10 protein-coding genes are annotated in these 12,841 nt (G+C 53.0%); 3 read left to right on the forward strand and 7 right to left on the reverse strand.

All coding sequences use genetic code 11. The features are described 5' to 3' along the window. Positions 1-5: 5 nt before the first annotated feature. The 7 genes from DOQ08_RS02310 to DOQ08_RS02340 all read right to left on the reverse strand — a co-directional run bounded on the left by DOQ08_RS02310 (position 6) and on the right by DOQ08_RS02340 (position 10,897). Complete coding sequence (locus DOQ08_RS02310; RefSeq protein ID WP_114333278.1) at positions 6-1,394, reverse strand: SLC13 family permease; 1,389 nt, start codon at positions 1,392-1,394, stop codon at positions 6-8. A 24-nt stretch (positions 1,395-1,418) separates the two neighbouring features. Then, complete coding sequence (locus DOQ08_RS02315; RefSeq protein ID WP_114333279.1) at positions 1,419-2,003, reverse strand: antibiotic biosynthesis monooxygenase; 585 nt, start codon at positions 2,001-2,003, stop codon at positions 1,419-1,421. Between the two features lie 123 nt (positions 2,004-2,126). Then, positions 2,127-3,458, reverse strand: a complete 1,332-nt coding sequence (locus DOQ08_RS02320) for a DUF1329 domain-containing protein (protein ID WP_114333280.1) — start codon at positions 3,456-3,458, stop codon at positions 2,127-2,129. Between the two features lie 18 nt (positions 3,459-3,476). Beyond that, positions 3,477-5,420 (reverse strand): DUF1302 family protein, encoded by a 1,944-nt coding sequence (locus DOQ08_RS02325; RefSeq protein ID WP_114333281.1) that lies wholly within the window; start codon positions 5,418-5,420, stop codon positions 3,477-3,479. A 42-nt stretch (positions 5,421-5,462) separates the two neighbouring features. Further along, on the reverse strand, positions 5,463-7,928 hold the full coding sequence (locus DOQ08_RS02330) for an efflux RND transporter permease subunit (RefSeq protein WP_114333282.1): 2,466 nt from the start codon (positions 7,926-7,928) through the stop codon (positions 5,463-5,465). 11 nt (positions 7,929-7,939) lie between these two features. Beyond that, positions 7,940-8,932, reverse strand: a complete 993-nt coding sequence (locus DOQ08_RS02335) for a WD40/YVTN/BNR-like repeat-containing protein (protein WP_114333283.1) — start codon at positions 8,930-8,932, stop codon at positions 7,940-7,942. 261 nt (positions 8,933-9,193) lie between these two features. Then, complete coding sequence (locus DOQ08_RS02340) at positions 9,194-10,897, reverse strand: sigma-54-dependent Fis family transcriptional regulator (RefSeq protein WP_114333284.1); 1,704 nt, start codon at positions 10,895-10,897, stop codon at positions 9,194-9,196. Between the two features lie 363 nt (positions 10,898-11,260). On the opposite strand from DOQ08_RS02340, the gene DOQ08_RS02345 reads away from it, so the two are divergent. The 3 genes from DOQ08_RS02345 to DOQ08_RS02355 are packed head-to-tail and all read left to right on the forward strand — an operon-like array spanning position 11,261 to position 12,841. Further along, entirely contained in the window at positions 11,261-11,521 is a 261-nt protein-coding gene (locus DOQ08_RS02345; RefSeq protein WP_114333285.1) for a phenol hydroxylase subunit, read from the forward strand. A 52-nt stretch (positions 11,522-11,573) separates the two neighbouring features. Continuing rightward, positions 11,574-12,575, forward strand: coding sequence for an aromatic/alkene monooxygenase hydroxylase subunit beta (locus DOQ08_RS02350; protein ID WP_114333286.1), 1,002 nt, complete (start codon positions 11,574-11,576; stop codon positions 12,573-12,575). Then, positions 12,572-12,841, forward strand: coding sequence for an MmoB/DmpM family protein (locus DOQ08_RS02355; RefSeq protein WP_114333287.1), 270 nt, complete (start codon positions 12,572-12,574; stop codon positions 12,839-12,841). Before DOQ08_RS02350 ends, DOQ08_RS02355 begins: the two co-directional genes overlap by 4 nt.

The raw sequence follows: 12,841 nt of genomic DNA on the forward strand, positions 1-12,841 counted from the left end.
TTGCCTCAGATCCACCCCAGCCATTTCCACCACAGGTAATCCAGTGGAAACAAAATCACGATGGTGAGGGCGGCCAGGATCAGGCACAACCTGGCGGCATGGCGCATGGGAATGCCGGCCAGGGGCATGGCCATCATCAGGGGCACGGACTGGTAGGTAAAAATGATGGTGGAGAAGCCCAGAACCTGAGTCATCAGCACCGCTTCCAGGCTGAAGCCGGTCATTTCGCTCATGAGGCCAGCCAGGGGGGTGAGCGTTGCCGGAATGCCCGCCAGGGTGGTGACCATCCCGGTCGCGGTCGCCGTGAGTGACAAGGTAAGGAAGTTGGCAAAATCCCGCCCCGGCTCCAATGGCAGCCAGCCCAGCAGGTGGCCGCCCAGAATACCGCTGATGTTCTGATGGTTGATCAGCCCGGCAATGCCCAGCAGGCCGGCCACCACCAGAATCGAGCTGATGTTCACTTTCTGGTTGAAGCTCTGTGTAGAGATCATGCCAACACCGGGCATCAGCAGCAGGGTCGCTGCCGCCAGGCCAATCCACGCCGCCGAGATCTGGTGCCAGGTGTCGGTCAGCCAGAACCCGAGGGTCACCAGAAGTATTACCATCAGCCGCGATTCCGTGAAATTGAAAGGCCGGCTTGATCCTGCTTGCGGAACCGGCTTTGGGTTGTCCGGGTACAACCGCACCAGCACAACCACCAGTAGGATGGCCTTGAGGATGCCCAGCACCGGAAAGTGCAGCAACAGGTATTCCCCGAACATCGGGCTCCAGCCATGAATCTTCTCGGCAGAGCCGATCATGATCATGTTTGGCACATTGGCGGGCAGAATGGCAAAGGTGGGCAGATGGCTGCCGAAGGCCGCCGCCAGCCCGACGGCTTTCTGGCCATTGCTGCCAGGCTCAAAACCACAGCTGTGGGCGATGGTCAGCGCTATGGGGATAAACAGAACAATGCGCCCCACCGAGGAGGGCATGACAAAGCCCAGCAGAATGCCGATCACCACGATGCCGGCGATCAACCGGGTATAGCTGGTATCCAGGTGCCGGGTAAACAGGTCGGACACCCGTTGGGCCAGACCGGTTTCCGAGATGGCAATGCCGATCACCAGCCCGGAAACAATCAGCCAGCAGGCAGTCGAGGTGAGGCCGGAAAACACCACCTCAGCCGGGGCCAACGACAGCAGCATGGCCAGGGTCAGCACCAGCAGGGCCGAGACAAACTCCGGAATGGCGCCGGTGGCGAACAGTACAAGCCCGGCCATTACCAGTAAAGCCGATAGACGTTGCGGGCCTTCAAACCAACCCGCTACCGGGCTGAAGAGCAACGCTGCAGATAATAAAGTGATCAGGGCCAGCGCAAGCCACTGAGACCGGTTAACAGGCAGCTTTGTCATTGCCGGATAAGATCCTTATCGCCGTTAACGAACGTCCTGGTTCTTTTTCGGGAACAGCCAGAAGGCAAACCATCGTGTCATCCGTGGCATCAGCACATAGCTCATCAGCAACATGACTACGATGGTAACTGCCATGGTGCGCAGCAGCAGCGGGATCTGGGCCAGCAGGTCACCGAATAGCACGAAAACGAGCGTAACCGCAGGATACAACGCCAGCCAGCTGACTATGGTCATTTTCCACTTGGGAGGCGGTTTAACCGGGTTCTGTCCGGGCAGGGTAAACCAGGTGATGATTCCTGAAGTCACTTCACGCTCACTGGGTTTTGCCAGCAAAGCTTCAAGTTGTTCAAGGAGCTCAGCTCTTTCCGGAGACTCTTCCCAGGCGGTCAGAGTTTCTCGATCCCTAAACTTGAATATAATCCGGTATTCTGGATCATCCGGTGAGGACGGCCGGAACATGGCAGCTCCGAGGTAACCCGGAAAGTGGGCTGCTCTTTCGGTCATTTGGCTGCTGAGTTGCTCGAATGCGAACTCCTCGCCTTTCCTAACCCGACGTGAAATCACGACAGTGATCGGATGGTTGGAGGTCTGGTTGACCGTCTTTGTCATGATACATTCTCCGTAAGGTGCACAAGCCCGGGAGAGGCTCATGCCGTGATCTCTTTTGCCTGCTCTGAAATTAAAAAGGGGCCCGCACTGCGGGCCCAAAGGAGAGCAGCAACGGCTCGCAGATCAACTACCTGTTGCGCGCATGTGCTGCACGTTAAACATTTGTGGTTTGGACAGCTCTGGGTCTACTTGGCCCTTGAACTGACCGGTGGTGCAATGGCTGGCTTGAACATCAATCATGCTGAATGCGTCATCGATGGAGACCCCGGTGCCTTTATTCTTCGGCAGATGGTGGTCTGGATGTGCTTGGCCGATCGTGAAGGTCTTCCACAAGCTACCTTTACGGTCATAGGAAACCGTGCGCGGGATTGTGAAGGTCTGGGCGTCCATGTAGTGCACCCTTTTTTGCAATGGGTGACTTTCATCAACAGGAACAGCCTCTACTTCGTAAACCTTACGCAGCTGCCAGGTAATTTCAGGGAAACAACCACCCTGGCCACCAAAGGCAACAACCTCGTAGCCATCGTCATCCTGGTGAGTCTCTGTATCGAGCTTCATGTCATTGTGGTTATAGAAGGGCATCAGCATTTGACGGGTCCCTTTATAGGTCCAGTTCATGTCTGAAATGCGACCGTTATAACCTTCAAAGTCCTCGATCATCAGATCGGAACCCAGGAACGCATCGGTAACCTGACCGGTAGCCAGACGGCGTACACGACGCTGGAAGCCCAGATACAGCCATGAATTGTCCCGCTTGAGGTCGTCGGAAGCGCGGTGGATCAACAGCTGGGTGTTGCGAACATCAGCCGGATCCAAAGCTTGCACGTAGATAGCGCGGAACAGGTCAGACGGGTTTGGCGTAATCTCTGGTACTGGTTCCTGGTTCACTCGGCCCTTGAAGTTCAGGAAATGGAAATTGAACTTGATGGTACGTTCCACCTTGCCGGAATCCATATCCCGATACTTCCAGTAGAACGGATAAATGGCAGCACTATCACCCCAGTTGTAGCCATATTTATAGTTCCACGCGAGCTTTTCACCGGCCCGGGGGTCACTTTCATCCGGTTCCTCAGGGAATGGTCTGCCAGCCTGCCATCCGTTGATCTCACCGACCTGGTCGCCCAGGGATACCTTACCCAGAGAATCACGAGTGGCATTTACGTAGCCTTCATTCAGGCCAAAAGAAGTGGTATCGCCTACGGTGATCGATGTCCAGCCATTTTCGATAAAGGTGTAGAAGGCAGGGTCGATGACATCCTTGAACTGGGCCACATTGGATTGGTCGATGGTCATGCCAACGTTGAGGCCCTCATGGCTCGGAACTTCATTTTCGTAGGGAAAGAAGGAGTTCTGAATAACATCCTCGCTTGCCTGCACCTGAGTGGCAAACATGCCAGCAGCAAGACCAGCTGCGAGGCACTGTGACAGTATTGTCGGTTTTGTTGTTGGTTTCATGTTTTTATCCTCTTGTTATCAGAAGCTGTAACGGGCAGTCAGCTGGATTTCGTCTTCTTTTTGAGCCATGCCAATTGGGCCGGACTTGAAGCGACCGAGAGGCTCATAACTTCCTAGACCGGCAGACTCTCCTGGTTGTTGGCCCGTAACGCCCGGTGTTTGGGTGAACGGATCCCAAGGATTACAGGAGCGACAATCGTCGAATTCACGGGCACCGTTGCCCACTTTGAAGTTTCCGCCCAAAGTCAGCTTGAAATTGTCGTTAACCAGCCAGTCAACTGAAGGTGCCATAGCGGTGGCTTGAGCGCGGAAGTCGTGGGCTGTAATGATTTTCGGAGTCAGGCGACCATTCATGTAGAACCCTTGTATCAATAAGGTAGCGGTCCAGTTGTGCTCATAATCTGGGATGCCAGCTTCGCCGTAGGTTCTTTGCTCACGTTCGTGGTCCAGAATATGCTGGCCGAAAATCTGTCCGGAGAACAGGAATGCCTGACTTTCGTTCAGGGCCGGGATGAAGATGTTTTTGTCCGCGCCGATTACGTAACGGAGTACATCTGATTCTGAATAGAGCTCTTTGCGAAGGGTATTGGCAAATTCCTCACCCGAGGTGTAAGCCGTTTCTACGCGGAATACCGTGTCAATTCCCTGAGAGTAATAATCCAGAGAGCCACCAACGAGATTCACACGCGGGAAGTGGATGTCGAAAGCGATCAGGCTCGGCCATACGCCGGTCTCACCAGTGAACGCATTGGTTGCAGGAATACCGCCTCTAAGAGAGGGTAACTGGGAGCGATAAGTCAGAGCGTTAAGAGAAAAGCCAAGATCGCCATAAACTCCTTCGAGCTTGAGGCCTAGTTGGGTATTTGACAGGCTCCAGCTCGGCATGTGCGCCTTTCTGATGCCAATCTGCCCTGGGCCGAAATCCGTAGCAAGGCCACCATTCGGTGTGGCGCCGGCAAAGTTTGCGACTGTGCCACCATTTTCCCAAAGGTTATTCATTCCCCGAAAGAAGCAGCCTGCATCGAGAATAACGTTTGGCTGTCCGCACTGGCCGATGTCATGCGGTCGGAATTTATCGAAATTCCAAACCACCTGGAAGTTCAAATCATCGAAGGCCAGGCCATCAAAGACTTCGGTTGGCCCCATTCGATAGTCCGCACGCAACATCCACATGGGGATGCGGATATCCTCCAGTTCGTCGTATATGTTGTTGCGTGAGTAATCAACGGGATTGATCACGTCTAGTACCCGAAACAGATCCGTTCTTCCCCATATGACCTGCTGTTTACCCAGTCGTGTACTGAGGATGTTGCCGTTATCGAAGTTGTAATCAAAGTCGGCATAGAGTTCTCGGATGAAGTCCGCGCGGTCGTTGAATTCTTGATACCTCAAGTCGTTGGAGTCTTTGTCCAGATAACCGTCTATGCAGCCACGATCATCTTTGTCGCAGGGGCGCACCGGAACGCCAAAGGCGACGCCATTGTCTTGCCCGTGCAGATGCTCCCCAAGCACCACCATGCCTTCATTTGGGTTGCGGCTCGTATCAAACCCGAAGGTGTTGCCTGGGGGCAAAGGAATGGCGCTCGCGGGACTGCCCACACCACTTCCGTGGGGAACAGTGCCTTGGGCCTGATCTTGTAGCTGAACGGGCCCGCCGGCATTGCGCCCATACTCATCGTCATTTAAGTCATACACTCCGTCATAACTTCCCCTCAGAGTGGCATTGAAGCTTACGTTGCTGAATATGCCGACATCACCGGCTTTCTTTTCCAGCTCAAGCTGTAGAGTGTTGCGGAATTTTGACAGCCCAACGCCCTCGCGGCCGTAAGTGGCGTTCTCAACGTAACCGTTAACACGGGTATCTTCTGCCGCTACGGTTGTGGTCATTGGAGTCAGCGCCAGGCTGGCACCACCCGCAAGGGTGCAGCACCATAACCTCAGGCCTTTTGTTTTTATTTGCATGGCTTGTCCTCGTTACAGGTTTTTTGGAGTTTCGTACCGGAGTCACGCCCGGTACGGTTCTCCTGGCACAAATCCGTCTTTCTGCTTCCTGGCGGGAGCAGTAGTCGGAGTTGATTTCGGTTTTCTGTGTTCGGAATGCAGAATGCCGTCTTCATCTGCGTAGACGTCGGTGATAAAGCGTGGCTTGAAGACCAACACCCATGAGGGCACCAGAAGCATTGCGGCAAGACCGTTGATGATGATCATTACGCACAGCAATAACGCGGCATCGGACTGGAAACGCAGGTCAGAGAAGATCACCCACATGATGATTCCTGCCATCAGTGTCAGTGCGGTAAAGCTGATGGCCATGCCGGTTGTAGAAATAGAACGCTGCACAGCTTCCCGGAGGTTCTGAAACTTGGCCATTTCTTCCCGGATGCGATCCATCATGTAGATGGAGTAATCAATACCGACACCTATGCCCACGGCGATTACCGGCACCGTGTTGATGTCGATACTCAGGCTGTTCAGGCCCATATAAGCGTAGGTCAGGGTGGTGGCAAACAGCATAGCCATCAACATCATGAGGCCGGCGTGCCATGAGGTGTAGAACAGCATGACGAAAGCGAAGATCAGCAGGAATACAAGCGGCAGAACGATTACATTGGTCTCGAATGCTGATTCGTTCATTGCGGCCGCTACGCCCAGGGTGCCCCCGGCCAGCCGAATGGTCAGTCCTTCTACGCTATCGCCATTCTCTGCAATCCATTCCTTTGCCATGTGAATGGCGCGGCGAATGGTTTCGCCCTGGCGATCTTTGTAGTAGAAAACCAGGTTGGCAACGCGGTCGTCGGTATCGTTGAACTCATCCAGAGCTCCGGGGATCGGGCTGGACGCCATGTAGGTAAACATCAAACCGCCCACGTAACCTGCATCATGGGGAATCTGGAACCAGCGGGGGTCGTCGTTGTGCATCAGACGGTTTACCTGCTTGACCAGGTCTGGCAGTCCCTTGGTGCCACCTACTTCCGGGTCAGTCAGCATATGGGCCTGAAGGTCGGCCAACGCTGTCAGTACCTCCGGGCGTTTCAGCCCTCCTTTTTCATCGGTTTCAGCAACGATATAAAGTTCTTCTGATCCAGGGAAACGCTCGTTCACGATCCGGGACGAGACGTTGTAGTCATGGTCCGGGTAGAGAATTGGAGAACCGGGCTCGGAGTCGCCAATCTGGACATTGGATGCGGCCAAGAGTCCGCCGAGCATCGCAATGGCGCCTACGGCCAGGATGACTCGGGCAGAACCCGGTTTGGTGACCATGCGCGAACTGGTGCTACCAATATGGCGCAACACCGTTTCCCGGATTTTCGGGTTCTTGGGTGTTGGCAGGATGGAGAGCAGCAGTGGTACACCTACCAGAACGGTGAATACCACGGTGATGGCCCACAAGGAGGCATAGATGCCAAGGTGGGTGTTGAGAGGGATAGAGCCAATGGCGATAAGGGATAGACCGATGGCGTCAGACACCACCCCTAGCGATCCTGGACGGAACAGGCTGTCAAAGGTTGCCTTGGCAGCTTTCGGGCCGTTACCCAGTTCCTGGGTTTCGGCATAATAGCGCTCAACCAGCTGAACCCCGTGGCTCATGGCTCGCGCAGCAATCAAAAAGGGGATTACCAGGCCGAGAGGGTCAAGGTTGTAACCCAGGAAGCTGATAATCCCAAGCCCCCATATTGTGGAGACAAGAACGCCGCCTAGGGGGATGAGCACACCGTACGCTTTACGGAAGTGGAAGATGAGCAGCGCTAGCATGGCGAGCACAGTGAACACAAAAATTTGCAGGATCTGATCCATATAGGTGTAGGCCCAACCCACTAATACCGGCTGGCCTGTGGCATAGATGGTAACGCCTTCCGACGCCTCTTCAGCTCGCAGTTCCTGGAGTTGGGCAAACGTTGTTTCATAATCGAGTTTGCCTTCGATCAGCTGCGCTTTGACCAGCGCCATCTTCAAGTCGGGTGACACGAGAGGCCCATAGACCCGCGGGTTTGCGGCAACATCAGCGCGCATGGATTCCAGTTCTTCGGAGGAATACAGGCCGCGAGTGGAGTCGTAGTAGGGCTCGGAGTTAATACTACCTACTTCGGTGAGCCATACTTTTCGGGAGTTTCGATGGGTGACACTGGATACCAGGTTGTGGTTTACACCCGGCAGGCTATCGACGGCCTGAGTAATTCGATCGATGCGAGCGAGATTTTCATTCGTGAAAATGTCGCCTTCTTCAAACTCAACCCCTACCACCAAAACATTAGCACCACCGAAACTGTCTTTTATGGAGTTGTGCAGTTCAATGTAGGGGTGTTGTTGGGGCAGCAGGTCAGCAAAGTCGGTAAAGATTTTCAAACCGGGAATTCGCAGGGCGAAAACCAGGGTCAGAATAGCAATCAGTGAGAGCACCTTGCGTGGGTTGTTGAATATCCACACTTCCAGCAGGTGCATCAGGTGCGTGAAGCGATGCAGTTTGGACATGGTCAGTTACCTCAGTCTGTGCTGGCGGCAAGGGCCGTTTGGGGTTTAATGTCGAATAGCAGGCCTCGGCCTCCGGCTACGAGAAGACGCTGGTCAGGCAGAGCCAGCCCGGCCCTGAGGTAGAGCGGCTGTTCGGATTCGGAGATCTTGTTCCAGGTATCCTGCTGCAGTTGCAGTACAGTGGCGTTGTCTGCCAACGCATAAAGGCTGGTGTCTCCAGCTATGAAACCGAAGATCGGAGCATTGGTTGCTGTCGACATCTGTTCCCAGTTCTGACCGCCGTCGTTGGTCTGGTAGATGAAGCCGTTAAGGCCGCCTATCCAACCGTTATCGGCGTCCTTGAAGTAACTGGTGTGAATGTAGAATTCGTCAGGGGCATTCCCGGCAATATCCCAATTCTCACCACCATCTTCGCTCTTCAGAACAAGCCCGTATTCACCAGTTGCAATAGCCTGATCTTGGTTGATGAACTGGAGGTTATTGATGATGGCATCTTCGTAAAGGGAAGCCTCGCTCCATGATTCGCCCTGGTCTGCACTGTGCTGAACCGTTGTGAAGCTTCCTGCAGTCACCCACTTGCCATCAGGCGAGCAGGCAACAGTCATCATCTGCTCCTGGCTGGGGAGGGCATTTTTTACCCAGTTTTGGGCGGACGCATCGCCATGCCACAGGTTATTGTCAAAGCTAAGCGCAATGAAGCTTTGATCAGGACACGATGTAATCGACAGGAAGCTGTTCCCGGTGATTTCAGGATGCCGTTCCCAGCTCTTCCCTTGATCACTGCTGGAGAGAAGAACGCCATCGTTGCCAGCAACAACAATAGTGTTCCGGTTGCTGGCCATGGCCTGGTAGAAATCGGTTCTTTTGGTGGGCTGATTCTCAATGCTTCTGACCGCTTCAAGGTTGAGCGGGGCTTCGCATCCTGTCAGCAATAGTGTCGTGGCGCTAGTAAACACCAGTGCAACGGCGGAGGCGCGCAAAGCGCGAATAGGAGCTTCTTGCATTGTTTCGTCACCGTCTTTGTTTTTGTGAAGTAAAGCGACTGACAGTGATTCAGCAATGCTTGTGCCATTTTATTTATTGAGTTTTAGTGTGTTGAAACTTCGCAGAAAAATCAGGAGTTTTATGTGTTCGTTTAGTGTTGACGAGGATTTTAGGAGGGTTTGATTTTAATCAAATGATTAAGTCAAAAAACGTATTGCTTATTTGATTAGGTGGTTGGAGAGGCGAAGTCCTTATCGCCAATTGAGCTGATCAAAATTTTCTCAACTCTCCGTATGGATGCCTGATTTCTTGAGACGGTAGGCCAGAGCTGGTCTCGTCAGTCCCAGCAAACGGGCTGCCTTGGAGACGTTCTGATTAGCTTGCTCCATCGCCTGTTTCATCAGAGTTTCTTCAACCTGATCGAGGCTGATTCCCTCTTCAATAATATAGTCCGACCAGCTGCCGGTGCTGTGGGCGCCAGCTGCTCTCATATTGCCTTGAACGTCGATATGCTCAGCTGGGGTCTGTTCTGCAACCGGCGGAGGCGTTACGAAGAGTGCGTCTTGGCTAATGCTTTCATTGTTGTCGGTAAGAATAACTCCGCGTTCAATCACGTTCTCCAGTTCTCGGATGTTTCCGGGCCAGTGGTATTGCATGCAAAGTTCAAGGGCTTTGTCTGAGAGGCCTAGCGTCTTTTTTTCATACTGAGCGTGAAACTTCGCTAAAAAGTGACTGGCAAGTAATGGCAGGTCCTCCAGTCTCTCCCGTAGCGGTGGAATATTCACAGGGAAGACGTTCAATCGATAAAAGAGGTCTGCTCGAAAACGACTGTCGTCGACGGCTTTCTCGAGGCTTTCGTTAGTTGCTGCAATTACGCGCACGTTTACCTTTCGGGTACGGTTGTCACCTACGCGTTCCAGTTCCCCCTCCTGCAGCACTCTGAGTAGCGTGGCTTGTGCTCTTGGGGTGAGCTCAATAACTTCGTCCAGAAATATTGTTCCTCCATCTGCCCGCTCGAATCGCCCCTCCCGCGATTGATTGGCGCCCGTGTAGGCTCCTTTTTCAACGCCAAAGAGCTCCGCCTCTATTAGATCTGGTGGGATAGCGGCGCAATTCACGGCAACAAAAGGTCCATCTGCCCTTTCGCTTCTCAGATGCACGCTTTTCGCAATAACTTCTTTTCCGACGCCTGTCTCGCCAAGCAACAGCACGGAGACCTTGCCCTGTGCTGCCTTGTCGATCATTTTGCAAACCTTGTTGTAGGAGGAGGACTGACCTATGCCGTAATACTGCCCCTGTTGACGTTGCAGCGTACTGCGAAGAGATGTGAGTTGCTCCTGCAGATCGTAGAGCTCCTCAATGATGGGGTCGGCTTTGAAGTAGCGTGAAAATTCCGCAGCATCGTGCCATTGCTCTGCAGGCTTCCCCTCGATCATGCAGGTTTCGTCTCCACAACCACGACAACTGACTTCTCTAAAGATGATTTCCCTGCCCATAAAGGACGACGTGTATGCGCATGCATAACCCAGAAGAACCCAGCATGCGGGCTCATTCATCTGTCCTAGTTCAGTTTGGCAGATTTCTACTTCCCAAGAGTCAATCCATTCGAAGCGACCGTAGAAATCGCCAGTTTCTTGATCAAGGTCTATCTCGAGCGGAACGACTTTTACCATACCTTTAAGGGAGTGAAGTTGAGGCCCCGCTAGAAAAATATCGATTTCACTGCAATGCGGCCTCAGCTTTCTGGCTAGTTCGGCATCTTTTAGGCCAGAAAGGTAGCCAAGTCTTAAGAAAAAACCCTTGGCTCGTTCTATTCCCATGCTATTCACAATTTCGCGTCGAAAGGCGGCGAGTGAGGTCAGGTTCATGAGCAGCATGCGTTGCTCTCCAAACCAAATTTTTCCTTCGGTGCTGTGAAAGTGAATCTGCTCCGTCAGATCTTTGAAATCAGAGTAATGAAGCTGAGGTTTATAACTAACAGCCATGGCTGGAGACCCCTTTTAGTTATTGTGGGCGGGGAGTGGCTCAGAATGAGCTCTCAGGTTAGCTATCTAACACCTGATCAATGTCAAAAATCAACCAAATGGTAAAAAAGTGTCCTTGAAATTGAGACTGCTCATCCCTCGATCATTTGCTTAAATGCCAGTCGGTTTTCATTATTTGGTAAATAATGCCAGAGCCTCAATCAGGTCTTCGTTGTGTCCCTCATTGTTCATTCCGCGCAATAAGTTAAAAATAAATTGTTTAAAAGCAATGGCTTGTAATCTTTTTGTTCTAGCGTTGGATAAAGCTGGCATAGGCGTTGCTCATGCTTCATTAGCCGACCACAAACACAAACGGGGCAATTCATGACTAACGCATCTGAAGCGAAAACCTTTGACGAAATGGCTCGCTATATCCGAGTCCGCAGTCAGCCCGGTGACAAATTCGTGGAATTTGACTTTGCCATTGGTCATCCGGAGCTGTTCGTTGAACTGGTGCTACCCAAAGAAGCCTTCGAAATTTTCTGCAAGCACAACAACGTAGTCCACATGGATTCGGAAATGATCCGCGAGATCGACGAGGACATGATGAAGTGGCGCTTCGGAGAGCGCGGCCAACGTTACTGAATACTAGCAACACCCACAATCTGATCCACAAAAACAAAACGGAAAGGTTGATATGAGTATCGAAATCAAAACCACCTCGGTGGAGCCCATTCGTCACACCTACAGCCATATTGCGCGCCGGTTTGGCGACAAGCCGGCAACTCGCTATCAGGAAGCGAGCTACGACCTGGAGGCGAAAACCAACTTCCACTATCGCCCCCAATGGGATTCCCGATACGAGCTCAATGATGATCGCCGAACCGCCATCCGCATGGACGACTGGTACGCGGTGTCCGATCCCCGCCAGTTCTACTACGGCGCCTACGTAGGCAACCGGGCCAAAATGCAGGAGTCAGCCGAGACCAGCTTTGGTTTTTGCGACAAGCGCAACTTGTTGACGCGCCTGCCGGAAGAGACTCAGAAGCAACTGCTGCGCCTGCTGGTGCCTCTTCGTCATGTTGAACTGGGCGCCAACATGAACAACAGCAAGATCGCGGGTGACGCTGTAGCCACCACCGTTTCCCAGATGCACATCTACGCCGCGATGGATCGTCTGGGCATTGGTCAGTACCTGTCTCGCATTGCTCTGATGATTGACGGTAGTACCGGTAAGGGACTGGACGAGTCCAAAGGATACTGGATGGATGACGAGCTGTGGCAGCCCATGCGTAAACTCGTGGAGGACACCCTGGTCGTTGATGACTGGTTCGAACTGACCCTGGTTCAGAACATTCTGTTGGATGGACTGATGTACACCCTGGTGTACCACAAGATGGATGCCTGGCTTGCGACTCAGGGTGCGGAAGACGTTTCCATGCTCACCGAGTTCATGCGCGACTGGTACAAAGAATCCCTTCGCTGGACCAACGCCATGATCAAAGCCGTCGCCGGTGAGAGCGAAGCCAATTGCAAACTGCTCCAGACGTGGATCGATCAGTGGGAGCCGCAGGTCTATAGCGCTCTCCAACCACTGGCAGAAGCCTCGGTGGGTATTGACGCTCTGGATGAAGCCCGGGCGGAGCTTTCTACCCGCCTGAAGAAATTCGGACTGCAGAGTAGGGGAGTCTCAGCATGAGCCAGTTGGTATTCATTGTATTTCAGGACAACGACGACTCTCGCTATCTCGCCGAAGCGGTTATGGACGATAACCCTCATGCGGAAATACAGCACCATCCTGCGATGATCCGGATCCAGGCTGAGAAGCGCCTGGTGATGAATCGGGAAACGATGGAAGAAAAGCTGGGGCGCGATTGGGATGTTCAGGAAATGCTCGTAAATGTCATCAGCATCGGCGGCAATGTCGATGAGGACGATGACCATTTTATTCTTGAGTGGAAATAA

Source organism: Marinobacter litoralis (assembly GCF_003336705.1).
In the GTDB taxonomy this organism is placed as follows: Bacteria; Pseudomonadota; Gammaproteobacteria; order Pseudomonadales; family Oleiphilaceae; genus Marinobacter; species Marinobacter litoralis.

Excerpts from the sequence above, each read along its gene's own strand:
- DOQ08_RS02350 (WP_114333286.1), top strand. The coding sequence starts at position 11,574 with ATGAGTATCGAAATCAAAACCACCTCGGTGGAGCCCATTCGTCACACC.
- DOQ08_RS02315 (WP_114333279.1), bottom strand. The coding sequence starts at position 2,003 with ATGACAAAGACGGTCAACCAGACCTCCAACCATCCGATCACTGTCGTG.
- DOQ08_RS02330 (WP_114333282.1), bottom strand. The coding sequence starts at position 7,928 with ATGTCCAAACTGCATCGCTTCACGCACCTGATGCACCTGCTGGAAGTG.
- DOQ08_RS02320 (WP_114333280.1), bottom strand. The coding sequence starts at position 3,458 with ATGAAACCAACAACAAAACCGACAATACTGTCACAGTGCCTCGCAGCT.
- DOQ08_RS02355 (WP_114333287.1), top strand. The coding sequence starts at position 12,572 with ATGAGCCAGTTGGTATTCATTGTATTTCAGGACAACGACGACTCTCGC.
- DOQ08_RS02335 (WP_114333283.1), bottom strand. The coding sequence starts at position 8,932 with ATGCAAGAAGCTCCTATTCGCGCTTTGCGCGCCTCCGCCGTTGCACTG.
- DOQ08_RS02340 (WP_114333284.1), bottom strand. The coding sequence starts at position 10,897 with ATGGCTGTTAGTTATAAACCTCAGCTTCATTACTCTGATTTCAAAGAT.
- DOQ08_RS02345 (WP_114333285.1), top strand. The coding sequence starts at position 11,261 with ATGACTAACGCATCTGAAGCGAAAACCTTTGACGAAATGGCTCGCTAT.
- DOQ08_RS02310 (WP_114333278.1), bottom strand. The coding sequence starts at position 1,394 with ATGACAAAGCTGCCTGTTAACCGGTCTCAGTGGCTTGCGCTGGCCCTG.
- DOQ08_RS02325 (WP_114333281.1), bottom strand. The coding sequence starts at position 5,420 with ATGCAAATAAAAACAAAAGGCCTGAGGTTATGGTGCTGCACCCTTGCG.